This window comes from Allomuricauda sp. ARW1Y1 (genome assembly GCF_013407935.1).
In the GTDB taxonomy this organism is placed as follows: Bacteria; Bacteroidota; Bacteroidia; order Flavobacteriales; family Flavobacteriaceae; genus Flagellimonas.
Genome location: NZ_JACBZU010000001.1, coordinates 742,241 through 765,050, shown reverse-complemented (window position 1 = coordinate 765,050; position 22,810 = coordinate 742,241). Strand labels below are relative to the sequence as shown.

The 22,810-nt window shown below is 44.2% G+C and carries 25 protein-coding genes; 18 read left to right on the top strand and 7 right to left on the bottom strand.

Annotated features, from left to right (window positions below; genetic code table 11):
* The first annotated feature begins 1 nt into the window (after position 1).
* The 5 genes from GGE08_RS03515 (at position 2) to GGE08_RS03495 (ending at position 5,792) form a co-directional block, all read left to right on the top strand.
* Positions 2–2,134 carry a Tex family protein gene (locus tag GGE08_RS03515; RefSeq protein WP_179383504.1) on the top strand — a complete coding sequence of 711 codons (2,133 nt, stop codon included), beginning with the start codon at positions 2–4 and terminating at the stop codon, positions 2,132–2,134.
* 1 nt (position 2,135) lies between these two features.
* On the top strand, positions 2,136–3,044 hold the full coding sequence (locus tag GGE08_RS03510) for a histone deacetylase (RefSeq protein ID WP_179383503.1): 909 nt from the start codon (positions 2,136–2,138) through the stop codon (positions 3,042–3,044).
* 24 nt (positions 3,045–3,068) lie between these two features.
* The gene (locus tag GGE08_RS03505) at positions 3,069–3,911 is read left to right on the top strand and encodes a phosphatase PAP2 family protein (protein ID WP_179383502.1); all 843 of its coding nucleotides are present in this window, start codon (positions 3,069–3,071) and stop codon (positions 3,909–3,911) included.
* A 79-nt stretch (positions 3,912–3,990) separates the two neighbouring features.
* A complete protein-coding gene (locus GGE08_RS03500) occupies positions 3,991–4,152 on the top strand; it encodes a hypothetical protein (RefSeq protein WP_179383501.1) in 162 nt (53 codons plus the stop codon).
* 86 nt (positions 4,153–4,238) lie between these two features.
* Positions 4,239–5,792 (top strand): M20/M25/M40 family metallo-hydrolase, encoded by a 1,554-nt coding sequence (locus GGE08_RS03495; protein WP_179383500.1) that lies wholly within the window; start codon positions 4,239–4,241, stop codon positions 5,790–5,792.
* Between the two features lie 72 nt (positions 5,793–5,864).
* Here the strand turns inward: GGE08_RS03495 and GGE08_RS03490 are convergent, their stop codons facing one another.
* Both GGE08_RS03490 and GGE08_RS03485 read right to left on the bottom strand, forming a co-directional pair.
* A complete protein-coding gene (locus tag GGE08_RS03490; RefSeq protein ID WP_179383499.1) occupies positions 5,865–6,269 on the bottom strand; it encodes a hypothetical protein in 405 nt (134 codons plus the stop codon).
* Positions 6,270–6,411: 142 nt separating this feature from the next.
* Positions 6,412–6,744, bottom strand: a complete 333-nt coding sequence (locus tag GGE08_RS03485; RefSeq protein ID WP_127140871.1) for a single-stranded DNA-binding protein — start codon at positions 6,742–6,744, stop codon at positions 6,412–6,414.
* A 196-nt stretch (positions 6,745–6,940) separates the two neighbouring features.
* Here GGE08_RS03485 and GGE08_RS03480 point away from each other — a divergent pair, with 196 nt between their 5' ends.
* From GGE08_RS03480 to GGE08_RS03465, 4 genes are all read left to right on the top strand, one after another.
* Positions 6,941–7,186, top strand: a complete 246-nt coding sequence (locus GGE08_RS03480) for a hypothetical protein (RefSeq protein WP_179383498.1) — start codon at positions 6,941–6,943, stop codon at positions 7,184–7,186.
* Between the two features lie 216 nt (positions 7,187–7,402).
* Positions 7,403–7,897: a Dps family protein gene (locus tag GGE08_RS03475; protein ID WP_179383497.1), complete on the top strand. Its 495-nt coding sequence runs from the start codon at positions 7,403–7,405 to the stop codon at positions 7,895–7,897.
* A 53-nt stretch (positions 7,898–7,950) separates the two neighbouring features.
* Entirely contained in the window at positions 7,951–8,421 is a 471-nt protein-coding gene (locus GGE08_RS03470) for a hypothetical protein (RefSeq protein ID WP_179383496.1), read from the top strand.
* Between the two features lie 108 nt (positions 8,422–8,529).
* A complete protein-coding gene (locus GGE08_RS03465; protein ID WP_179383495.1) occupies positions 8,530–9,132 on the top strand; it encodes a GNAT family N-acetyltransferase in 603 nt (200 codons plus the stop codon).
* On the opposite strand, the gene GGE08_RS03460 is transcribed toward GGE08_RS03465, so the two are convergent.
* Positions 9,120–10,265, bottom strand: a complete 1,146-nt coding sequence (locus GGE08_RS03460; RefSeq protein ID WP_179383494.1) for a glycerate kinase — start codon at positions 10,263–10,265, stop codon at positions 9,120–9,122. The two genes, GGE08_RS03465 and GGE08_RS03460, sit on opposite strands and share 13 nt — an antisense overlap.
* Positions 10,266–10,388: 123 nt before the next feature.
* On the opposite strand from GGE08_RS03460, the gene GGE08_RS03455 reads away from it, so the two are divergent.
* From GGE08_RS03455 to GGE08_RS03435, 5 genes are all read left to right on the top strand, one after another.
* Entirely contained in the window at positions 10,389–11,087 is a 699-nt protein-coding gene (locus GGE08_RS03455; protein ID WP_179383493.1) for an SIMPL domain-containing protein, read from the top strand.
* Positions 11,088–11,121: 34 nt separating this feature from the next.
* Positions 11,122–11,613 carry a DUF6265 family protein gene (locus tag GGE08_RS03450; RefSeq protein ID WP_179383492.1) on the top strand — a complete coding sequence of 164 codons (492 nt, stop codon included), beginning with the start codon at positions 11,122–11,124 and terminating at the stop codon, positions 11,611–11,613.
* A 101-nt stretch (positions 11,614–11,714) separates the two neighbouring features.
* The gene (locus GGE08_RS03445) at positions 11,715–14,828 is read left to right on the top strand and encodes a VPS10 domain-containing protein (protein ID WP_218847505.1); all 3,114 of its coding nucleotides are present in this window, start codon (positions 11,715–11,717) and stop codon (positions 14,826–14,828) included.
* Positions 14,828–15,400 carry a pentapeptide repeat-containing protein gene (locus GGE08_RS03440; RefSeq protein ID WP_179383490.1) on the top strand — a complete coding sequence of 191 codons (573 nt, stop codon included), beginning with the start codon at positions 14,828–14,830 and terminating at the stop codon, positions 15,398–15,400. The genes GGE08_RS03445 and GGE08_RS03440 overlap by 1 nt, the downstream gene beginning before the upstream one ends.
* Before the next feature lie 9 nt (positions 15,401–15,409).
* Positions 15,410–15,763, top strand: a complete 354-nt coding sequence (locus GGE08_RS03435) for a hypothetical protein (protein WP_127140881.1) — start codon at positions 15,410–15,412, stop codon at positions 15,761–15,763.
* A gap of 1 nt (position 15,764) precedes the next feature.
* Here the strand turns inward: GGE08_RS03435 and GGE08_RS03430 are convergent, their stop codons facing one another.
* On the bottom strand, positions 15,765–16,235 hold the full coding sequence (locus tag GGE08_RS03430; protein WP_179383489.1) for a CBS domain-containing protein: 471 nt from the start codon (positions 16,233–16,235) through the stop codon (positions 15,765–15,767).
* Positions 16,236–16,558: 323 nt separating this feature from the next.
* Between GGE08_RS03430 and GGE08_RS03425 the strand changes: the two genes are divergently transcribed.
* The 3 genes from GGE08_RS03425 (at position 16,559) to GGE08_RS03415 (ending at position 20,401) form a co-directional block, all read left to right on the top strand.
* Positions 16,559–18,829 (top strand): M28 family peptidase, encoded by a 2,271-nt coding sequence (locus GGE08_RS03425; RefSeq protein WP_179383488.1) that lies wholly within the window; start codon positions 16,559–16,561, stop codon positions 18,827–18,829.
* On the top strand, positions 18,822–19,631 hold the full coding sequence (locus GGE08_RS03420) for an SDR family oxidoreductase (protein ID WP_179383487.1): 810 nt from the start codon (positions 18,822–18,824) through the stop codon (positions 19,629–19,631). Before GGE08_RS03425 ends, GGE08_RS03420 begins: the two co-directional genes overlap by 8 nt.
* A 68-nt stretch (positions 19,632–19,699) precedes the next feature.
* The gene (locus GGE08_RS03415) at positions 19,700–20,401 is read left to right on the top strand and encodes a hypothetical protein (protein WP_179383486.1); all 702 of its coding nucleotides are present in this window, start codon (positions 19,700–19,702) and stop codon (positions 20,399–20,401) included.
* 1 nt (position 20,402) lies between these two features.
* Here GGE08_RS03415 and GGE08_RS03410 read toward each other — a convergent pair whose 3' ends face one another.
* Positions 20,403–20,906 carry a nuclear transport factor 2 family protein gene (locus tag GGE08_RS03410; protein WP_179383485.1) on the bottom strand — a complete coding sequence of 168 codons (504 nt, stop codon included), beginning with the start codon at positions 20,904–20,906 and terminating at the stop codon, positions 20,403–20,405.
* Entirely contained in the window at positions 20,893–21,393 is a 501-nt protein-coding gene (locus GGE08_RS03405) for a hypothetical protein (protein WP_179383484.1), read from the bottom strand. The genes GGE08_RS03410 and GGE08_RS03405 overlap by 14 nt, the downstream gene beginning before the upstream one ends.
* 64 nt (positions 21,394–21,457) lie before the next feature.
* Between GGE08_RS03405 and GGE08_RS03400 the strand changes: the two genes are divergently transcribed.
* On the top strand, positions 21,458–22,402 hold the full coding sequence (locus GGE08_RS03400; protein WP_179383483.1) for an NAD-dependent epimerase/dehydratase family protein: 945 nt from the start codon (positions 21,458–21,460) through the stop codon (positions 22,400–22,402).
* Positions 22,403–22,406: 4 nt separating this feature from the next.
* Here the strand turns inward: GGE08_RS03400 and GGE08_RS03395 are convergent, their stop codons facing one another.
* Positions 22,407–22,727: a hypothetical protein gene (locus GGE08_RS03395; RefSeq protein WP_179383482.1), complete on the bottom strand. Its 321-nt coding sequence runs from the start codon at positions 22,725–22,727 to the stop codon at positions 22,407–22,409.
* Between the last annotated feature and the right edge of the window lie 83 nt (positions 22,728–22,810).

Sequence of the window (22,810 nt, the reverse complement as noted above, 5' to 3'; positions counted from 1 at the left end):
AATGCAACTCGTTCCCTACATCGTCCAACACACCCAACTATCACAAAAAAGTGTGGAAAATACGGTCGCCTTGTTGAATCAGGATTGTACTGTTCCCTTTATTTCACGGTATAGAAAAGAGCTGACCGGAAATCTGGACGAGGTGCAGATTGGGTCAATCGTCGAATTCAAAAACCAGTTCGAGGCTTTGGAAAAGCGAAAAGCGGCCATCATTAAAGCGGTTGCAGAGCAAGATGCCCTTACCCCTGAACTGGAAGCAAAATTTTTGAATTGTGCTGACCTGACCAGTTTGGAAGACCTGTATCTCCCGTTCAAAAAAAGCAAGAAGACCAAGGCTGAGACCGCCCGAAAAAATGGCCTGGAAACTTTGGCCAAGATCATCATGGCCCAAAGGAACGATGATATCGAGTTTACAGCTTCCAAATACCTTAACAAGGAGGTCACCAACGAAGATGAGGCCTTGGAAGGGGCAAGACACATCATTTCTGAGTGGATCAACGAAAGAACGGACATCCGAAATCAATTAAGGGGCCAATTGGAACGCTATGCTTTAATCACCACCAAGGTGGTCAAAACCAAAAAGGATGATGAAAAAGCCCAAAAATTCCGTGATTATTTTGAATGGAGCGAACCTTTGAACCGCTGTCCATCACACCGGTTTTTAGCTATCATGCGTGCGGAAAAAGAAGGTTTTATCCGGGTAAAAATTGAAATTGATGACGAGCGGGCCATTCAAAACATGGAACGTCGCCTCATCAAATCCAATAATGCCTGCACCGAACAAATAGAACTCGCCATTGCAGATGCCTACAAACGACTTCTGCTACCTTCACTGTCCAACGAACTTTTAAAAAACGCCAAAGAAAAGGCAGATGCTGCTGCCATTCAGGTATTTTCGAAAAACCTCAAGCAACTGTTGCTCGGTGCTCCGTTGGGCGAAAAGCGAATCTTGGCCATCGACCCGGGGTTTCGAACAGGCTGTAAGTTGGTTTGTTTGGATGAACAGGGCGATTTAAAGCACAACGAAACGATTTATCCCCATCCGCCACAACGGGACAGTTCCGGTGCCATCAAAAAGATAAGTTCTTTGGTAGATGCCTATAAAATCGAGGCCATCGCCATTGGGAATGGGACAGCATCGCGGGAGACAGAACAGTTGGTAAAGCGAATTCCCTTTAAAAAACCTATGGAGGTTTTTGTGGTCAGCGAAGCTGGGGCTTCCATTTACTCCGCCTCAAAAATTGCAAGGGAGGAGTTTCCAAATTACGATGTTACCGTTCGTGGTGCGGTTTCCATCGGTCGCCGATTGGCCGACCCCTTGGCGGAATTGGTGAAGATCGATGCCAAATCCATTGGTGTGGGTCAGTATCAGCACGATGTAGATCAGACCCAATTAAAAAATTCCTTGGACACAGTGGTGGAAAGTTGTGTGAACTCCGTAGGGGTGAATATCAACACGGCCAGTGTCCCTCTTTTGAGCTATGTTTCGGGCATTGGACCCAAACTTGCCGAAAACATTGTGGCTCATCGGAATGAAAACGGCGCTTTTAAAAACAGGGAGGAAATCAAAAATGTGCCCCGTTTGGGCGGAAAGGCCTTTGAACAGAGTGCTGGATTTTTGCGCATCAAAAATGGGGAGAATCCTTTGGATGACTCAGCCGTGCACCCAGAAAGCTATGGTATTGTATCGCAAATGGCCAAGGATAAGGGTGTTTCATTAAAGGAAATTGTTGGCAACAAGGCGACTCTTCAAGGTATTGACCTAAAATCGTATTGTACGGATACCATTGGAATGCCCACTTTACAGGACATTTTGAAGGAACTGGAAAAGCCAGGCTTGGACCTTAGGGAAAAGGCCAAAGTGTTCACTTTTAACCAAAACATCAAAGAAATCACCGATTTACGTCAAGGACAGTTATTGCCCGGGATTGTCAACAACATCACCAATTTTGGATGTTTTGTGGACATCGGCATCAAGGAAAGTGGACTTATCCATATTTCCAATCTCTCCGATACCTTCGTAAAAGATGTGAACGAACATGTGAGCCTGCATCAACAAGTGGTGGTTAAGGTGTTGGATGTAGATGTGCAAAGAAAACGTATTCAATTGGCGCTGTATAAACAGGGTTCGTAATATGCTGAAAATAGCTTATCATCCTATTTACAAACATCCCTTGCCCGAAGGGCATCGCTTTCCCATGATCAAATATGAGTTGTTACCACAACAATTATTGCATGAAGGAACCTGCACACCGGCCAACTTTTTTGAACCCGAACTTCCCAACGACAACGACATTTTGGCTGTGCACGATGCCACTTACTACAAAGATTTGGTCGCGTTGGACCTTTCCAAGAGTGCCTCTCGCAAAATTGGATTTCCCCTCAGTGCGGAACTGGTGCTTCGGGAACGCATTATTGCGGATGGCACCATAAAAGGTTGCCATTTCGCCCTCGAAAATGGTATTGCCATGAATATTGCAGGGGGAACGCACCATGCCTATTCCAATCGCGGTGAAGCTTTTTGCATGCTCAATGATCAGGCCATTGGTGCACGCTACCTGTTGAACAAAGGTTTAGCTCGAAAAATACTGATTGTGGATTTGGATGTGCACCAAGGCAATGGAACGGCTGAAATTTTCCAGACGGACCCTAGTGTTTTTACGTTCTCCATGCACGGCAAGGGCAACTATCCCTTCAAAAAAGAGGTCTCGGACTTGGACATTCCTTTGGAAAAAGGCACTACCGATGAGGAATATTTGTCCATCCTAAAAACCACTTTGCCCGAATTACTGAAGCAAGTACAGCCAGATTTTATCTTTTACCTGTGTGGGATAGATGTGCTCGAATCGGATAAATTGGGCACCCTTTCCATGACCTTGGATGGTTGCAAGGAACGCGACCGTTTTGTACTCCAAAGCTGTTTTGATGCCCAAATTCCTGTGCAATGTAGCATGGGCGGCGGGTATTCACCAGAAATCAAGGTGATTGTGGAAGCACATGCCAATACTTTTCGCTTGGCCCAAGATATGTATGAAGAATTTTAGCGACTACTTTTGTTTTACACCATCATGAAAACCTATCTCTATCTCGCATTGCTTTTGTTGACCACTGTCCTTACTGGTCAAGAATTACCCCAAAAAGAAGAAAAAAACCTTTGGAACAACTTTACCTACGATATCGGAAATATTTTCGGCGGAGTAGGTCACGCTTATTCCAGACCATTTCACTGGAAAGGTAACGACTGGGCAAACTTTGGCTACTTGAGCGGAGGAACCTTGCTGTTATTTACCGTAGACGATGAACTGAACGATTGGAAAAATGGTTTTGAACAGGACGTTCCAGATTTCATCAAAGACTACGGAAACAAATATGGTGCTCCCGAAAACAACTATATGCTCACCGGCGGGGTGTACTTGGCCGGACTCTTTACACAAAATGAAAAACTCAGGCGTACCGGGGTGCTTTTGATTTCATCGGCTACAGCTGGAGGCTTTCTTCAACAAGTCAGTAAACGAATCATTGGGCGTGCACGTCCAAAGAGTGGCGCTGGTTCCGCTACTTTTGACCCTCTACATCTGGATAGGGTCTACGATTACGACTCTTTTCCTTCCGGACATGCCATGCTGGCCTTTAGCAACGCTTACGCCATTGCGAAACAATTTAAGAGCCCGTGGATTAAGGGTGGACTTTATGCTGTGGGAATGATTCCAGGCATGGTAAGGGTGCTCGATAACTTCCATTGGGTATCCGACGTAGCCTTTAGTACGGTACTGAGCATTTTTATAGTGGAATCCATAGACAAATACTTGGACTCCAAGTACAATGAAAAATATAACGACCTAAAACCAAAGAACGTGAGCTGGAACCTATCCTTCGGACCGAATACCTTGGGAGTTTCCATTCACTTCTAGAAGATTAGGGACCAGTTTTTTGTTAAATTTTATTTAGATTGATTTAAAACAATTAATTTTGTCGCTTATTCTGTCTGCAATGGGAAAGAAAAAAGACAAGAAAAAACTCAAAAAAGCCATGCTTCGGGAATTGCCTCCTACAGGTAAGGTGAAATCCAAATGCTGCAAAAAATACAAGAAGAGCGAAAGCAAGCGTTGTAAAAAATGTCCTTGCTTTGATTTGCTCAAGAAAGTGGCCTAATCAGCTTCATCAAAAAAGCACCTTACACTCCCCCACCCAACCTATGGTTTTTTTATTTGTGCTATTTTTAAGGCAAACTAGAAACCATGATCAAAAAAACCTCTTTTTTATTTGCCCTTCTCCTTAGCTGCGGTATGTCACTGCTGGCACAGGACAAGGAAACCGTAATTGAAGCCATTATTACGGAAGCCAACGAAAATTCCCAACTCGAAGCATTGGGTCACGAACTTATGGATGGCATTGGCCCCCGATTGGTAGGAACACCCCAAATGAAAAATGCGCACGACTGGGCCGTTGCCAAATATGCGAGTTGGGGCATTCCAGCCCGTAACGAGCAATGGGGCGAATGGAAGGGATGGGAGCGCGGTATTACCCACATCGATATGGTTTCTCCAAGGGTTCAAAGTCTACGGGGAACACAATTGGCTTGGAGCCCTAGCACGCCCAAAAAAGGTGTTACGGCGGAGCTCGTTGTTTTACCGACCGTATCAAATTCGTCAGAGTTTACCAATTGGTTACCGAACGTGAAGGGTAAACTGGTGATGATATCGATGCCGCAACCTACTGGCAGACCTGATTACAATTGGGAGGAGTTTGCCACCGAAAAGTCCTTCGAAAAGATGAAAAAGGAACGCGAAGAGCAGACCGAAGCCTGGAACAAGAACATGGACAACATAGGTTTGGACAGACGTTCGCTTCCAGTTGCTTTAGAGGAAGCAGGGGCAGTCGGGATAGTTGCTTCCTATTGGTCCAGAGGTTTTGGAGTGAACAAAATCTTTGGTGCCTACACCAAAGAGATTCCAACCGTAGATTTGGAACTGGAGGATTATGGCATGCTGTACCGTTTGGTGAAGTCTGGTCAAAAACCACAACTGCATGTGGTCGCAGAATCCAAGGAATTGGGCAAGGTGCCCACTTTTAACACCATTGCCGAAATAAAGGGTTCCGAAAAACCCGATGAATATGTCATACTTTCTGCCCATTTTGATTCGTGGGACGGTGCCACGGGCGCAACGGACAATGGAACAGGAACCTTGGTCATGATGGAAGCCATGCGGATTTTGAAAAAGGTATACCCAAATCCAAAGCGCACCATTCTTGTGGGCCATTGGGGAAGCGAGGAACAGGGTTTGAACGGGTCCAGGGCCTTTGTGGAGGACAACCCTGAAATCGTTGACGGTGTACAGGCCGTTTTCAATCAAGATAATGGCACCGGACGGGTAGTCCGTATTTCCGGTGGCGGCTTTTTGAATTCGTATGATTATCTCGGCAAGTGGCTACACGAAGTGCCATCGGAAATCACCGATGAGATTGAAACCACCTTTCCCGGAACCCCAGCGCGCGGGGGATCGGACTATGCATCCTTTCAAGCTGCGGGAGCACCTGCCTTTAGTCTTAGTTCTTTGAGCTGGGCCTACTGGAACTACACCTGGCATACCAATAGGGATACTTACGACAAGATTGTTTTTGATGATGTTCGGAACAACGCCATACTTACGGCCATTCTGGCGTATATGGCCAGTGAACATCCTGAAAAAACATCGAGGGACAAAGCAGTTTTACCTGTAAGCAGCAGAACTGGGGAGCAAATGGAGTGGCCCACACCGCGTTCACCCGAGCGTGATGGCGGTCAGAATTAAGTCCATACCCAACCCGATATAAAAAAGGTGCCCGATCGGGCACCTTTTTTTGACTAACTAACTAAAACACATTCAAAATATGCGTGGTGAAGCTACTTGGACTACAGTCCCCAATGCTTCTTTGGAGTATATGATATCGTCCGAATAAATAAAATAAAATCCCGCTTGCTTATAATAAAGGTCGCTATGCATACAGTCGTTTTTACATTTTTCGGCATGTTCGGAATATGCCATTCTTTTTTCATTCATGTAAACCTGATATGCTGCGACATTTTGAACCCTTAAATCATTTTCAAATTGAATCTGATCATTCCAAAAATCCTTTTCGTCCTCTATGTTCGAAAAAGCAATTGTTTGTTCACGAAGGGCATCTTTCCGGGCCAGTTCTTGATAAAAGGATAGGCCATTATGTTGAGCCATACTCGCGGTCGCCAAACCTAAAGTAAACCATATCGCGATGTGAATTTGTAATCTCATCTTTCTTGATGTTAATGGATACGTAGTTCATTTACTAAAGTTCTGGCGTTTGGTCATGTAACAACTCAAAGCAGGTTTACCCTACCACAGAAAATAAAAAAGGGGCTGTTACACCCCTTTAGTCTGCATTCAAATGAAAAGCTTACTTGCCCAACATTAATAATTCATTGCATTTGATCTCGGTGATATATCTTTTTTCACCCTCGTTGGTTTCGTAGGAGCGATTCACGAGCTTACCCTCTACCATAATTTCCTTTCCTTTGGAAAGAAACTCCTCGGCAATCTCGGCCAATTTACCCCAAGCTACAATGTTGTGCCATTGGGTATCGGTTACTTTTTCCCCTTTGGCGTTTTTATAGGTTTCATTGGTAGCGATGGAAAACTTGGCCAATTTGGTGCCATTTTCAAGAGTGATGATTTCAGGATCGTTTCCCAAATTACCGATCAACTGAACTTTGTTTCTAAGTGAATTCATAATAGTAAGATTTAAGTTTAACACGTATTTATCGAACTTCCTTGGTCCGACGAGGCAAACTTAGAGCCACTTCAACACATCATTTGGTTTGTAATCATTTGTTTTCGTTTGTAAACGTATGTAAGTAATTATACCTGTTTAAAAGTGACTTGACATACAAATCGGTGTCTAACTAAATGACCAAAACCACTTAGTGATGCCCATACGAAGTATCAACAAATACACCGTGATCAAACGGTTTAGTTTAGGAAAGAAATTATACGACAAACTGGACACCATCTACGTTCAGGAACACGACCCTGTAAATATGGAGCCCCAAAAAGTCTTTAATGGAGAAAAGGAATATGTAACCGACATTTCATCCGATGTATACCTATCGCTACGGAAAGGCTTCATTATCGACGAGCAGCAAAGCTCACTCGACCCTAACCACTCCAAATAATCGTTAATTTTTGTTAAATACTTGATTACCTTGTTATTGCACTCAGCTTCACAAGTGTGAAACAACATTGAAAATAGCGCATATTGCCCTTAAAATGGGACTTTTTGTGCCTTTTTGGCATCCAAACACCAATAGCATCAAGAATTACATCATTCCCATCAATCCCAGCGTCCCTCTTCCTGTACTTTAGTAGTGAATAAATCAAAAACCTATTATATGGAAACTATTAAAGCACAGAATAAGACATTTAAAAAATTAGGATTCACCTATTTGGAGACCGCAGAAATTGTAGTCAGCCTCAATACACTGCTGGCCAATTACCAGGTATTTTACAATAAGCTAAGAAATTTTCACTGGAACATCGAAGGACCAGATTTCTTTGAACTCCATGAAGAATTCGAAAATGAATACAATACCGTAAAGGAAAATATTGACATCGTAGCGGAAAGAATCCGAGTGTTTGGCGTAAAAACCAACTTTACCATGAAGAAGACCATGGAACTCTCCAAAATTGAGGAAAAAGATAAAAATTTCTCCGCTTTGGAAATGGTACGGGAAGTACTCAACGATTACGAAATTCTCCACGACAATATGTTGGACGCCGTAAATGCATCATTGGAGACCGGGGATGTTGTTACTGAAAACATGATGACAGAATTTATGACCGAGCTGGAGAAGAGGCACTGGATGTTCACTTCCTACCTAAAGTAAGAAACGAACATTTTTGCCGAAGAACTGATTTATTAATCACTAAAAACAATACTATGAAAAAGATACTCACTATACTATCATTCGCGACCTTGACCGCATTTGCGGGATATGGCCAAAGCCAAAATTCCGGAGTCATGAAAGCAACTACGCAAATGAAGACCTTTACCGTTTCTGAAGACGGTGTAGAAAAGGAATACAGCGTAAAAGTGATGGAACGAAGAAAATACGGTATGGAATTGAACCGTAAAGATAGAGGAATGGTCAATCAAGATAGGAAACTATCATCACCATTTGTTACCAAATTGGTAGCCATTGATAGCGATTCCGACCCGAACTACGACGATTATATGGTGCTGAAATACAAGGGTACCGTAAACAATGATTTTGATGTAGTCCAGACCGAGAAAGGATTTGATATCAATGTAGACGATAAAACAATGCACTATGATGTATTGGAAAGCAATTACCTCGTAGATAAGAAGAGTAAGAACTTCTTTATCATTGAGGAATTTGAATCGAAATAGTTGATATAATTTCGTTTTTTGATTGATGAGAAGCCAGGGATTTTCCCTGGCTTTTTCTTTGTTCAAATCGCCGGATTAAGACTTATATTTGGACCTTAAATTCAACCTATGGACCCTTGGCTACGTCCCATACAACTGGAAGGTGAATCGGTAAGGCTCGTTCCGCTTCAGAAATCACAAAAAGTGGATCTGGTCTTCGCTGCATCCGACGGCAAGCTTTGGGAACTTTGGTACACCACAGTCCCATCTCCCAAGACCATGGACTCCTATCTGGACACGGCCTTGGCACAACAAGCCGAGGGCAACGCACTGCCCTTTGCCATCATCAACAAAAAAACCAATTCCATTGTGGGCTGTACCCGTTATTTGAATGTGGATGCAAAAAACAAACGATTGGAAATCGGCGCTACATGGTATGCCAAGAAAGTGCAGCGTACAGGCATCAACACCGAGTGCAAATACCTGTTGCTCAAATATGCTTTTGAAAATTTAAACTGCATTGCCGTGGAGTTCCGTACCCATTTTCACAATCACCCATCCCGAAACGCCATTTTGCGTTTAGGAGCCAAACAAGATGGCATTTTACGCAACCATCGGGTGGATGAACACGGCAATATGAGGGATACGGTGGTCTATTCCATTTTGAACACCGAATGGAAAACGGTCAAAACAGCACTGGAATTCAAAATGGGCAGAAGTTATTTGGGCTGACCTTTTCCAAGACACAATAGGTTGGCAAAATTATAACTGGCCAGTTCCAAGTTTTCAATGGTTTTGGCTTTGGCATCTTCCAAATTTCCTATTTGATTGAGAATGGAAACCGCATAATCCAACCCCATATCCTGCATCACTTCAATTGAAATATCCACCGACCCACAAAATGCTGCAATTGGGATATCATATTTTTTGGCTGAGCGAACCACACCGTTGATGGTTTTTCCGGAAAGCGTTTGTCCATCCAACTGCCCTTCGCCCGTAATTACCCAATCCGCACCTTGCAAAACAGCATCAAAATGGGCGAGTTGCATGACCAAATCAACCCCAGAGGCCAGCTCTGCGTTCAAAAAAACCACAGCTCCTCCGCCAAGTCCGCCGGCAGCTCCAGCGCCCGCGATTTGTTGCACATCAACCCCAAAAGTGGACCGTAGCACTTTGGCAAATGTTTGCAATCCCTTGTCCAATAACACAATTTCTTCCTCAGATGCTCCTTTTTGCGCTCCGTACACCTTGGCAGCACCGTTTTCTCCATAAAAAGGATTGTTCACATCGCAAGCCACCTGAATCTTGGCGTCCAACAACTTGGAATTCACTTCATTTTTTTGGATCTCCTTTACCTTTCCTAAATTTTTCCCAACGGGTTCCAGTTCATTTCCGTTAACATCCAAGAATACGTATCCAAGTGCCTTGGCCATACCCATACCGCCATCATTGGTAGCACTACCGCCTATCCCCAGCACAATGTTCCGTGCTCCCTTTTCCAAAGCATCCAAAATGAGTTCACCCGTGCCATAAGAGGTGGTTTCCATACAGTTCATTTCCTGCTTTTGAAGTAGCTTATAACCTGATGCTTCCGACATTTCAATAAAAGCCGTCTGTTTATCCTCCGACAGCAAGTAATGCGAGTCAGTGTTTCGAAAAAGCGGGTCCTTTACGGTTACGGTAACTTTTGATGCGTTCAAATAATCCGCCACCACATCAATGGTACCGTCCCCACCATCGGCCAAAGGCCGATGTATCAATTCTGCATTTGGAAAAACTTTTGTTAAGCCACGGGCAACGGTTTCGCAAAATTCGCGTCCTGTAAGTGACCCTTTATATTTATCGGGTGCCAAAATAAATTTCATATCCACAATGTACTCAAGTTAATCGAGTTAAGCCAGATAATTTGAGCTACTCCATTTCAAAATGGAACACGGCACAGGTTTTGAACATAAGGGGGAAGTATTTACCTTTAATAAAACTACATCATGAAAAAAACAATCTTTTTTATAGCTACGGTGCTGTTCAGCGGTGCAATTTTTGCCCAGTCGAAAAACTTTTTGGACACACCCTATCTGGAGACCCAAGCACAGGTGGACACCATGGTCACTCCGGACAAGATTTACCTCAACATTTTTATCCAAGAAAAGGATACCAAAGGCCGGGTTTCCGTGGAAGAGCAGGAAAATCAAATGGCCAAACGCTTCAAGGACATGGGAATTGACCTAGATAAACAATTGGTGATCAAAGATGCGAGCAGCAACTTCAAAAAATATTTTTTACGGCAAAAAGAGGTGCTCAAAAGCAAGCAATATTCCCTATTGGTCTATTCGGGCAAGCAATTGGGCGATGTGATGATGACCTTGGAACAACTGGAAATTGCCAACACCAGCATCGAAAAAACAGAATATTCTAAAATGGACGAACTCGAATTGGAGCTCAAAACAAGGGCCGTAAAAAAAGCCATTCAAAAGGCCGAAGCACTTACGAAACCTTTAGGTCAAAAAGTAGGAGCGGCCATTCATATTGTGGACAATTCGCAATATTATCCAAGGTACAACCAAGCACCCATGATGGAAATGAAGGCCGTGTCTGCAGATATGGGCAGCGCACAACCATTGGACCTTGATTTTGAAAAAATTCGGGTAGAAACCAATGTCAACGTCAAATTTGCCCTGTCCAATTAGCGGGCAGGGTCGTATCATTCGAACCAAAACCCATATGAAAACAACTGTCTTACTTTTTCTCTTTACTGTCGGACTTGTTTCTGCCCAAGAAACGCTGCAGTTGTCCGAAGGACAAGCATCTCCCCCGGCCAACCTGTCGGATGTCGCTTGGATAGCAGGTCATTGGCAAGGAGAAGCCTTTGGCGGCACGGCGGAGGAAATCTGGAGTGCCCCTTTGGGCAATTCCATGATGTTCGTGTTCCGATTGGTAAACGATGGCATGGTTTCCTTCTACGAATCGGGCCATATCCAGCAATTGGACGATTCCCTCATACTTCAGCTAAAACATTTTGATGGAAATCTGATGGGTTGGGAAGAACGGGACGATACCATTGACTTTAAATTGGTAAAACTAGAGCCGAACAAAGTTTTCTTTGAAGGACTGACCATGGAAAAAATAAGCGACGACCAAATGAATGTTTGGGTGCTCATTGAAGAACATGGAAGTTCGGAGGAAATCCTTTTTGCATACGAAAGGGTAAAATGATTTGGTTTCACGGGAAACGGTTGAATTAGTATCTTTAACGGACTAACTAAACCAACACTCCTGTGAAATCAAAATCTTTACTTTTAGTTTGTGCCATACTGATGGCATTCCATCCTGTGGATGCACAACGCAGAAACAAAAAATCCGACCAACCCTCCATTATTGTCAACGACTCCCTTTTTCCGGGGTTGAAATGGCGTAATATAGGGCCGTTTCGCGGAGGTCGAAGTGTCACCTCCTCCGGAGTAGTGGGCCAGCCCCATACTTACTACATGGGAACTACTGGCGGTGGAATCTGGAAAACCACTGATGATGGCATTACCTGGAAAAACGTTTCCGATGGATTCCTGAAAACAGGAACAGTTGGCGATATTGCCGTTTCCGAAAGCAACCCTAATATCGTGGTCGTCGGCATGGGGGAACATGCGGCCAGAGGCGTCATGACTTCGATGGGCGATGGTGTTTACAAATCTACCGATGCCGGGAAAACTTGGAAACACATAGGTCTGGACTTTACGCGCCATATCTCAGATGTCATCATCCACCCTACCAATCCCGATATCCTCTTCGTTGCTGCCCAGGGTGCTCAATACGGCCCTTCCGAAGATAGGGGCATCTATCGCTCCACCAATGGAGGACAATCTTGGGAAAAAGTGCTGTACGTGGACACTATCACTGGAGCATCATCCTTGAGCATGGACATGAACAACCCCCTTATTCTGTACGCAGCCATGTGGCAACACGAACGAACGCCATGGACCATTACCTCAGGAGGAGCCAATTCAGGGCTTTATAAATCTACCGATGGAGGAACCACTTGGGACAAAATGGAAAAAGGTCTTCCCAAAGAATTCGGTAAATCGGGCATTTCCGTATCCAGGGCAAATGCCGATGTAGTCTATGCCGTAATCGAGGCCGAAGGTGAAAAAGGAGGTGTGTATAAAAGTGTGGATGCTGGAAAAACATGGAAACAGACCAACAAAGACCGAATCAATATTGCACGATCTTGGTACTACATGGAAATCTTTGCCGATACCCAAGACGAAAATATCGTGTACGTGTTGAATGCACCTGTCACCAAGTCCATTGATGGCGGAAAGACCTTCACGCCCGTACCTACGCCCCATGGCGATAACCATGACCTCTGGATTCATCCGAAGAACAATCAGATCATGATCAATTCCAACGATGGTGGCGCCAATGTATCCAACAACGGAGGGATTAGCTGGAGTTCACAACAAAATCAGCCCACGGCACAATTCTATCGGGTCATCACGGACAATCTAGTCCCCTACAATGTGTACGGAGGACAGCAGGACAATACATCCGTAGCCATTGCCAGCCGTACAAGGGATGGCGGTATTGATTGGAAGGATTGGTATGCCGTTGCTGGCTGTGAGAGCGCCTATTTGGCCTTTGACCCAGACAATCCAGAAGTGATTTTTGGCGGATGCTATCAAGGCATCATAGAAAAATGGGTGAAAGCCTCCCGTGAAGCTAAACCTATCAAAGAATACCCAGAATTGGGTCTGGGAAACATTCCAAAGGACTTTAAGTTCCGTTACAATTGGAATGCGCCCATCATTAGTTCACCACACGACCGTAACACCATTTATCATGCTGGAAATGTGGTGTTCCGAACCACTGATGGCGGTTACAGTTGGGATGTGATCAGTCCGGACCTTACCAGAAACGAAATTGAGAAACAAGGACCGGGAAGTGGTCCCTACACCAACGAAGCGGCTGGAGGGGAAAACTACAACACCATCATGTACTTGGTGGAGTCTCCCCATGAACAAGGAGTGCTTTATGCAGGTACTGACGATGGATTGGTCCACATCACCAAAAATGGAGGCCAGAGCTGGGAAAACATTACCCCTCCCAATACCAAGGAAGGAATCATCAACAGCATTGAGGTATCTCCCCACGATCCAGCTACGGCTTACATCACCTTAATGCGCTACAAGTTCATGGATTTGGGCACCTATATCTATAAAACATCGGATTACGGCCAAACGTGGACCAAAATTACCAATGGTATTGATGGCGAACATACCTTTGCCCGTGTGGTCCGTGAGGATAAAAAGCAAAAAGGGTTGTTGTATGCTGGTACCGAAACCGGGCTATATGTTTCTTTGGATGATGGGCAACATTGGCAACCCTTGCAATTGAATTTGCCCGTGGTCCCCATCAACGATTTGATTATTCAGGATAATGATTTGGTAGCGGCTACAGCTGGAAGGTCATTCTGGATTTTGGATGATTTAGGCGCGATTCAGCATAGCTTGAGCAAGGCGAATTCGCTTCAAATGGTAACTCCGAAACCATCCTACCGAATTTTCAATGGCAGTTCCGATGAATTTGTACCAGGATTGGGACAAAATCCAAAATCCGGCGTCACTTTCGATTATTATTTACCGAAAAAGTTGGATTCCATCGAACTGAAGCTAGAGGTACTTTCTGGCGGAAAGGTGATACGAACCTTCACCAACCAAGCGCCAAAAGATTTCAAAAGTTGGGCAGGCGGACCCTCCAAACCGAAGGTGCTGCCTTCGGCCAAGGGATACAATCGGTTTACTTGGGATTTTTACCGCGAACCCTCCCCTGCCATTGAGAATGTGTTTGGGTTTGATGGATATGGAAGTTCCCGTGTGGCACCCGGCACCTACACCCTTCGGCTAACCATGGGCAACGAGACCGTGGAAACCAAGGCAGCGATATTGCCAGATCCTTTGATCGAGGCTACAGCTGCAGACTATGCGGAACAGCAATCCTACTTGACCCGAATCGATGAAACCTTGGTTAACATGCACAAGGCCGTGAACCAAATGCGCACGGCCAAAAGTCAACTTAACACCTATAAGAAATTGCTCAAGGATAATGAAAAGGCCAAAGAGCTATTGGAGAAAGGAGATGCATTACTGGAACGCATCAATACTTGGGAAGAGAACCTCATCCAACCCAAACAAAAAACCTTTCAGGACGTAGTGAACTTTAGCAGTAAACTCAATGCCGATTTCATGCATTTGAGAGGGTTTATCGATGTGGCCGAACCCAAGGTTACCGAAGGTGCAAAAGAGCTTTTCCGGGATAATATGGCCGAATGGAAGACTTTTGAAAATGAAAAGAACGCCATTGTGGGCACGGGCATGAAAGAATACAACGACATGTTCAAAGCATTGGATATTCCCGCCATTATTTTAACAGAAGAATAATGGCCGAAACCTTTTGGAACGATCAGGAGTTCACAAAACAGGATTACACCCAGCAAAAATTGCCAAAGGGCGATTATGAAAATTGCCGTTTTGTGGACTGCCTGTTCTCCGAGGGGTATTTGGACAACCAGAATTTTATTGATTGCACATTTGTGGGCTGCGACCTTACCAATGCCAATATTGCCCATACCACTTTTAACGAAGTCACCTTTACCGACTGTAAAATGGTAGGGCTCCAGTTTGAAACTTGTAACCCACTGTTATTGTCGCTCCATTTTATAGGTTGTAATCTGTCTGTAGCGTCTTTTCATGGTATGGACTTGCCACGTACCCTATTTGAAGATTGTAAGATGCATCAAACCGATTTTACGGAGACCCAACTGAAGGAGGGAAAATTTCCCAATTGTGATTTTGAAAATGCCATCTTTGACCAGACCAATCTAGAACGGGCTGATTTTACCAGCGCCCTAAACTTTAACATCGACCCCTCCATCAATCACCTCAAGAAAACGCGGTTCAGCAAAGAAGGATTGATCGGTTTATTAAAAAAGTATGATATTGTGGTTACCTAATCTTATCCTATGTCCGAAAGAAAGTGCTTGGTCTGTGGAGAAAAGCTACTGGGCCGTATCGATCAAAAATACTGTTCCGACCATTGCAGAAATGCCTACAACAACCTGCTCAACCGTGACAGTAAAAATTTGGTGCGCAACATCAACAACAAACTCCGTAAAAATTATCGAATACTGGACAGTTTTCCGTTAAAGGATGGTAAAACAAAGACCACGAAGATGCGTCTGTTGGACAAAGGCTTCGATTTTGAGTACATCACCAACCTTTATACCACCAAAAAGGGCAGCACGTATTATTTCGTGTACGACCTTGGCTATTTGCCGCTCGACAACGATTATTATATGATTGTAAAAAGAGAATAGGTTATTTCCAGCTTTGTCCGCTTAATTTGAGTGCGGCCACTACAATATCCTTTCGGCTGATCTGACCCACCAAAATACCGTTTTTCATGACGGGCAATCGGCGCCGGTTGTGGCGATCAAAAACACCCGCAGCATCAAAAATGGACATATCGTGAGGAATGGTCTCTACATTTTTGGTCATAAAACGCTCCACGCTCTTATCCAAAATAGGTTGGTTAAAATAGCGGCTCTCCGAAATCTGCTTCATACAATCGGCTTCGGAAACAATCCCCACCAAAAAACCATTGTTGTCCAACACAGGCCCACCAGAGATATGGTGCTTGGCAAAAATCTCCATTACTTCCAATATGGACTGGTCTGGAGAAAAGGTGATCAATTTTTTGGTCATGTAGTCCTCCACCAAAATTGGGGCATTGTACTTTTTCTTGGATTCCTCCTTAGAACGTACGCCTTGAAAACTCTTGATTGCCATAGGGTTAGATTTTAAAGTTGAATATTAAATATAGCCTTTTTTAACGAATATCCTAATTTTGGTCATCTAAATATGAGAACCTTTTAGAATTTCATACATTTATCACGTTGTGTATTTTAGCTGAAATTTGTCAGTTCGAGTGATTTTTCGAAAGAAAAATTGTATCGAGAACTAGAATTTCAATCCCAAAACCTATTCTCGATACCTGCCTTTGCCGGCAGGCAGGCAAAATTCCTTCGGAATTTTACTCGAATTGACGGCTTTGGCATAAAGACATCATAAACACACAACGGGTCACATTTAGTCTTTAAGAATATGAAGCCATGAAATTTTCCCGAACCCTTGCCCTTTTACTGCTTTTCCTTGCCGTTTATTGGAGTTTTGTTTCCCTGATGCCCTCCTATAAACCAGATAAGGATGATGCAGCCACCAACTTTTCCGTTGAAAGGGCGCTTGGCCACGTGGAACAATTATCCAAAGTGCCCCATGCCGTCGGCTTTCCCGGTCATGAAGACACAAAAAAGTACATTATTTCGGAGCTGAAGAAAATGGGACTGGAGACCTTGGTCCAAGAGGGCTACACAGCAGGCGATTGGGGCAATCTGAGCAAAGCAAGCAATATTTTGGCCCGAATCGGGGGTAGCGAAGAGGGCAAAGCACTTCTTCTACTATCGCATTACGACAGTAGTCCGCATTCCTCTTATGGTGCAAGTGATGCAGGAAGTGGTGTCGCCACCATTTTGGAGGGAGTACGCGCTTTTTTGAGCGAAAATAGAGTCCCAAAAAACGATATTATCATCCTAATCAGCGATGCAGAGGAATTGGGGCTGAACGGTGCTGACCTCTTTGTAAACAATCATCCTTGGGTCAAGGACGTTGGGCTAGTCCTAAATTTTGAGGCACGGGGCAGTGGCGGACCCAGTTACATGCTTATCGAAACCAACAGGGGCAACGGGAATTTGATAAAAGAGTTCAAAAATGCCAATCCGAAGTATCCCGTGGCCAATTCTTTGGTGTACAGTATTTACAAAATGTTGCCCAACGATACCGACCTTACGGTGTTTCGGGAAGATGCGGACATTGAAGGCTTCAATTTTGCCTTTATCGATGACCATTTTGATTATCACACCGCATTGGACAACTATGAACGTTTAGATAGAAACACACTGGCCCATCAAGGAAGCTATCTAATGCCGCTCCTCACCTATTTCAGCGATGCCGATTTGGGCAACCTAAAAAGTCTGAATGACGAAGTGTATTACAATCTGCCCTTCTACAAATTGGTTTCCTATCCGTTTGAATGGATATGGCCTATGTTCTTTTTTGGGGTGCTTGCCTTTGCAATGCTCTTGTACTGGGGCTTCAAAAAGAAGCAATTGGAATTCAAACCGATTTTGAAAGGCTTTCTACCCCTACTCATCACATTAGTGATAAATGTACTGGCCGGTTATTTTTGCTGGTCCATCATCACCTGGTGGTACCCAGGCTTTAAGGATATGCTGCACGGCTTCACTTACAATGGTTACACCTATATTGCCGTATTTGTATCCTTTGCCTTGTTCGTTTGCTTTTACACCTTTCATAAATTCCGAAGAATCAGCACACCCAATCTTTTGATAGCCCCTAGTTTTTTATGGCTGGTCATTTGTGGATTGGTAGCGCATTATTTGAAGGGTGCCAGCTTTTTCATCATCCCTTTGTATGGATTGTTGGCCGGACTGTTGGTGACCATCAACCAAAAGGAACCCAATCCGTTCCTGATGGTGTTCCTTGCCCTGCCTGCCGTATTGATCTATTCGCCCTTCATCAAAATGTTTCCCGTTGGACTTGGACTCAAGATGATGATTGCGGCAACGGTACTCACCACACTGCTTTTTGTATTGATTCTCCCGTTTTTCGGGCAGTTAAAAAGCAAGGTGAGACTGGCTTACCTTTTCCTTTTTCTGTTTTTTGCCCTTGGGATTACCAGTCATGTTCAATCCGACTTTAATGAGGAACGTCCGAAACCAAGCAGTTTGCTCTATGTGTACGATGCAGATAAACAATCCACCCTATGGGCCACCTACGACCATGTATTGATGGATTGGAACGGACAATTTTTGGGGGATGATAAAAGAAAACCTACGGCAGAGACCATTTCGAGCAAGTACCGGACCAACCTGAATTATGTGGCCGATGCGCCCAAGAAGAATATTCCCGTACCATACATTGACACCGTTTTGGACACCATTATAGGGGATAAAAGACATATTGAGGTTTGCATTACCCCAAAACGGAACGTGAACCGATTGGAGGTATTCACCAATCCGGTAGCCATTAGCGCTGCCAAGGTGAACCGCATTCCATTATCATCCTACTACTTGGAAAACCGAAGAAGTAGGTTGTTGACACATTACATATCCAACAACGATTTTACAGAACTGCAACTGGAGTTTCCAAAGGATTCTGTGTTGGAACTCACGCTGTACGAAGCCTCCAACGATTTGCTGACTCATCCAGATTTCAGTATTCCTGAACGACCTAAAAACAGCATCCCTATGCCTTTTGTGTTGAACGATGCCATATTGACCATAAAAACCGTTCGATTTGAATAAAACCATGGGCATATTGGGATGTGGCTGGCTAGGTTTTCCCTTGGCCCAGCGATTGGTGACCGAAGGATGTACCGTCAAAGGAACTACTACCTCAGCTTCCAAAATGCAAGATTTGCAAGATGAAGGCATCACCCCATTTCAAATTAGTTTGTCCGAAAATGGAATTCAAGGTCCCATCAACGAATTTTTGGAAGGACTGGAAACGCTGATCATCAACGTTCCGCCAGGATTGCGAAGCAACCCCTCCGAACGCTATGTTCGTAAAATGGAGCATCTACTCGAAGCTATTACAACGAGTGATGTCTCCCATGTGCTATTCGTAAGCAGTACCTCGGTGTATGGAAATGCCAATGGAGAGCTAACGGAAGATGCTCCTTTAATGCCCAATACCGAATCTGGAAGGCAATTGGTAGCATGTGAAAACCTGTTCCGAAACAGCAAGGCATTCGCCGTGACCATCATCCGGTTTGGCGGACTCATCGGACCCGACCGCCATCCTGTTACCATGCTATCGGGCAGGGAAGGACTGAACAACGGCCACCACCCCATCAACCTCATTCATTTGGAAGATTGCATCCATATGATATGGACCATTCTCAACAATTCTTACTGGGGTGAAACCTTCAACGGAGTGTATCCCCATCATCCCGAAAAACAAATCTATTATTTTGAGGAAGCACAAAAAAGAGGGCTTCCCGCACCTTCCTATCAAAGGGAACCATCATCCAATAGTGGCAAACTGGTTCGGAGCACAAATTTCCTCAACAAGGGCCATAGCTTTACCACATCGGTAGTTTCTTAGCCTTATTGAATTCTTAACAGCTTGGTTTGGATTATTTTGTTAGTTTTGGCGCACTAAATTGAAGATCAATGAAAAAGACCGTACTCTTACTGCTCCTATTTGTGGGCTTTAGTGGTATTTCCCAAACCAACAACGCCCTTGTGGAACACTACAAGGCGTACTACCAAGAAATGCGATTGCAAGGCGATGTCGTCGGTGTTATCGGCGCACTGACCCACTTGAATGTTTTAGACCCTTCCCAAGGGCGCAGGGACACCTTGGCCTTTGTTTACATGAACAATGGACAGCACATGCAGGCCCTGAACACTATTGGTGTGGAAAAGAATGCAGATGATTCCGATTTGGCCGTACAGATCAAGGCCTTTTCATTAAAAGCCCTGAACCAGCCCAAAAGAGCCTTGGAACACTTTGAAGAGCTGTACAAAAGAGAGGCTTCTCCATATATCGCTTATGAAATGGCCGACCTTAAAATACAAACCGGCGATATGCCCGGGGCGATTTCCAATATTGAATATGGTATTGCCAATGCCACAGATGAAATGACCTATGCGTTTTACGAACGGCAACAACCCTACGAAGTGCCTTTAAAGGCCGCTTTTTATCATTTGAAAGGTTTGGCAGACTTTAATATGGATAAAGAAAATATTGATGGAGCCATTGTTTCCATTGATGAAGCCCTGAAAATTGCTCCGAACTTTAACTTGGCCAGCCTGAGCAAACAGGCCTTGGAATCCCGTAAAAAACAAGCTGCCGAAGGAGGCGAAAAATAGGTTATTGCTTATTTTTTAATTCTTGGAGCAAAGCATTGTCCTTTTCTTCCTTGATCTGGACAAGTTCGTCCACGAATTCGTTGGGCACTGCAATTGAAAGTATATAATGGGCAATTTTCCATTGCCCATTTACTTTTTTGAGCACGCCGGACCCCCTACAAATCTTCATTTGGGTATCCAATAGCTCATCGAACCAAGCAAATTCCCCTGATTCGTCTACATAAATATTGCGCTCCACAGCGTTAAAGCTCCATGCCTTGCCCCTATCAAAATAGGGCTTGGAAAAGGCCCGGAACTCATCATTTTGCCAATTCTCCATTGCATCCGTGCCCAAAAACACCCCATTCTCGGTCATTTTCCCAAAGTAGGACTCAAAATCAGCATTGGCCGCATCCTTATGCCAACCGTCCAGAACATTGTTGATAGCCTCTTTTTCATTTTGTTGTGCAAACATCGTGATGGAACCCATCAAAAAGGCAATAAATAGAGAGTTAAGCTTCTTCATCTAAAATCAGTTTTTTGTCCAATTGGCTGTTCATGATCAAATTCAACTGTCTGCGCATGGCGTTATACGCTTCCAGCACTTTAACGGTTGATTCGGTGGTCGGTTGGTTGTCGAGTATACTGGCCTTGGTCTTGTACAAAAAGGTACGCATGACCATTTGACGGCTCTTTAACTGAAACGAATCGAAAGGCTCGGGATAGGTTCCTTCGGCCAATTTTTTCTCCTTTTCGATAAGATCGTCGATAGCGAGGGCCAAATCTTCATTGTTGGTGGCCTTGTAGAGCACATCGACGCTTGCATTCAAATTCTTGAACTCTTGCCATTGCTCCACGATCGCACTTGCCTCTGGGTTTATGGTTGCCTTATCCGGCATTTTTTGGTAGTTGAATTCCAGTGCCGTAGTATCCACTTCAGGAGCGGCTTTTTCGGACTTTTTGCATGCCCCTAACGAGACCAGCAAAATCAATATGCCTAATAATTTTCGCATAGGCGAATGTACAAATTTTAATAAAGGGTATCTTTGCCATCAAACTAAATTAACTTCAATTTTAATGCACAAACCCGTTTTGATTATTGGCGCATGCGGCCAGATAGGAACCGAACTGACCTTTGAACTACGAAACAAGTACGGAGCTGAGAATGTGATTGCCAGCGACATTCGTGAGGGCAGTGATGCCCTGATGCAGTCGGGTCCATTTGAACTATTGGATGCTACCAACTACGCTGCCATTGAAGATGTGGTGATGCATTACGAGATTGATGAGGTCTATTTAATGGCTGCCATGTTGAGCGCAACGGCGGAAAAATTCCCCATGCGTGCCTGGAACCTGAACATGAACTCCCTTTTCAATGTCCTGAATCTGGCCAAGGAGAAAAAGATTTCCAAAGTGTTCTGGCCCTCAAGTATTGCCGTTTTTGGGCCCAACACCCCAAAACAATACACGCCGCAAAATACCATCATGGAACCCAGCACCGTTTACGGAATCAGTAAACAGTCCGGTGAACGTTGGTGCGAATATTACCATAAAAAATATGGGGTGGACGTAAGAAGCATCCGTTACCCCGGTTTGATCAGTTGGAAGACCATGCCGGGCGGAGGGACTACCGACTATGCGGTTGAAATCTACCACGAAGCCCTTAAAAAAGGTTCGTATGAATGTTTTTTAACCAGCGATACAGAGCTTCCGATGATGTATATGGACGATGCCATTAGGGCAACGATTAGCCTTATGGAAAGTCCTTCGGAGAACATAAAGGTGCGGTCCTCATACAATTTGGCTGGCATGAATTTTACCCCGGCCCAAATGGCACAGAGCATCACCAAGCATATTCCCGATTTTAAAATCAGTTATGCTCCCGATTTTAGACAAGATATCGCAGACTCCTGGCCCAGCAGCATAGATGATTCGCTGGCCAAGGAGCAGTGGGGATGGCAGCCCAAGTTCAATTTGGACCAAACTACCAAGGAAATGCTCAAAAATTTAAAAAAGAAGTAAGGCCTTATTCTTCCTCTCCATCATCGGAATCCGAAAACTCTTCGTCTTCATCTTCTGGAATCTTTTCAAAAGGTTCTGAATCGAAATTGTCATCGTCATCCTCGTCGAAATCCGCCATCGTACGTTCGAGCTTGGAGCTTATCTTCACCAGATACTTGGTATCCTCCGTAGATACTTCAACGGCTTCAATGTATTCCCCCTTGAGGTTTTTGAAGTGGATGACATCGTCGTCCCCATAACCGTCAGGGTATTTTTCCACCAAAAGCTTGAGCACTTCCGATGTCAGTTTTTTATAGTCTACAATTACGCGTTTGAGGTTATCCATGTTTATGGGATTGATTTGTACCGTGGCTAAATTTAGAATAAAAGTGATTACAAGTAGAAATTATAAAAAAAATCTTGGGTTGT

What these genes read in the sequence shown, in the direction of transcription:
- GGE08_RS03515 (WP_179383504.1), top strand. Translation starts at nt 2, where the DNA reads ATGCAACTCGTTCCCTACATCGTCCAACACACCCAACTATCACAAAAA.
- GGE08_RS03510 (WP_179383503.1), top strand. Translation starts at nt 2,136, where the DNA reads ATGCTGAAAATAGCTTATCATCCTATTTACAAACATCCCTTGCCCGAA.
- GGE08_RS03505 (WP_179383502.1), top strand. Translation starts at nt 3,069, where the DNA reads ATGAAAACCTATCTCTATCTCGCATTGCTTTTGTTGACCACTGTCCTT.
- GGE08_RS03500 (WP_179383501.1), top strand. Translation starts at nt 3,991, where the DNA reads ATGGGAAAGAAAAAAGACAAGAAAAAACTCAAAAAAGCCATGCTTCGG.
- GGE08_RS03495 (WP_179383500.1), top strand. Translation starts at nt 4,239, where the DNA reads ATGATCAAAAAAACCTCTTTTTTATTTGCCCTTCTCCTTAGCTGCGGT.
- GGE08_RS03490 (WP_179383499.1), bottom strand. Translation starts at nt 6,269, where the DNA reads ATGAGATTACAAATTCACATCGCGATATGGTTTACTTTAGGTTTGGCG.
- GGE08_RS03485 (WP_127140871.1), bottom strand. Translation starts at nt 6,744, where the DNA reads ATGAATTCACTTAGAAACAAAGTTCAGTTGATCGGTAATTTGGGAAAC.
- GGE08_RS03480 (WP_179383498.1), top strand. Translation starts at nt 6,941, where the DNA reads ATGCCCATACGAAGTATCAACAAATACACCGTGATCAAACGGTTTAGT.
- GGE08_RS03475 (WP_179383497.1), top strand. Translation starts at nt 7,403, where the DNA reads ATGGAAACTATTAAAGCACAGAATAAGACATTTAAAAAATTAGGATTC.
- GGE08_RS03470 (WP_179383496.1), top strand. Translation starts at nt 7,951, where the DNA reads ATGAAAAAGATACTCACTATACTATCATTCGCGACCTTGACCGCATTT.
- GGE08_RS03465 (WP_179383495.1), top strand. Translation starts at nt 8,530, where the DNA reads ATGGACCCTTGGCTACGTCCCATACAACTGGAAGGTGAATCGGTAAGG.
- GGE08_RS03460 (WP_179383494.1), bottom strand. Translation starts at nt 10,265, where the DNA reads ATGAAATTTATTTTGGCACCCGATAAATATAAAGGGTCACTTACAGGA.
- GGE08_RS03455 (WP_179383493.1), top strand. Translation starts at nt 10,389, where the DNA reads ATGAAAAAAACAATCTTTTTTATAGCTACGGTGCTGTTCAGCGGTGCA.
- GGE08_RS03450 (WP_179383492.1), top strand. Translation starts at nt 11,122, where the DNA reads ATGAAAACAACTGTCTTACTTTTTCTCTTTACTGTCGGACTTGTTTCT.
- GGE08_RS03445 (WP_218847505.1), top strand. Translation starts at nt 11,715, where the DNA reads ATGGCATTCCATCCTGTGGATGCACAACGCAGAAACAAAAAATCCGAC.
- GGE08_RS03440 (WP_179383490.1), top strand. Translation starts at nt 14,828, where the DNA reads ATGGCCGAAACCTTTTGGAACGATCAGGAGTTCACAAAACAGGATTAC.
- GGE08_RS03435 (WP_127140881.1), top strand. Translation starts at nt 15,410, where the DNA reads ATGTCCGAAAGAAAGTGCTTGGTCTGTGGAGAAAAGCTACTGGGCCGT.
- GGE08_RS03430 (WP_179383489.1), bottom strand. Translation starts at nt 16,235, where the DNA reads ATGGCAATCAAGAGTTTTCAAGGCGTACGTTCTAAGGAGGAATCCAAG.
- GGE08_RS03425 (WP_179383488.1), top strand. Translation starts at nt 16,559, where the DNA reads ATGAAATTTTCCCGAACCCTTGCCCTTTTACTGCTTTTCCTTGCCGTT.
- GGE08_RS03415 (WP_179383486.1), top strand. Translation starts at nt 19,700, where the DNA reads ATGAAAAAGACCGTACTCTTACTGCTCCTATTTGTGGGCTTTAGTGGT.
- GGE08_RS03410 (WP_179383485.1), bottom strand. Translation starts at nt 20,906, where the DNA reads ATGAAGAAGCTTAACTCTCTATTTATTGCCTTTTTGATGGGTTCCATC.
- GGE08_RS03405 (WP_179383484.1), bottom strand. Translation starts at nt 21,393, where the DNA reads ATGCGAAAATTATTAGGCATATTGATTTTGCTGGTCTCGTTAGGGGCA.
- GGE08_RS03400 (WP_179383483.1), top strand. Translation starts at nt 21,458, where the DNA reads ATGCACAAACCCGTTTTGATTATTGGCGCATGCGGCCAGATAGGAACC.
- GGE08_RS03395 (WP_179383482.1), bottom strand. Translation starts at nt 22,727, where the DNA reads ATGGATAACCTCAAACGCGTAATTGTAGACTATAAAAAACTGACATCG.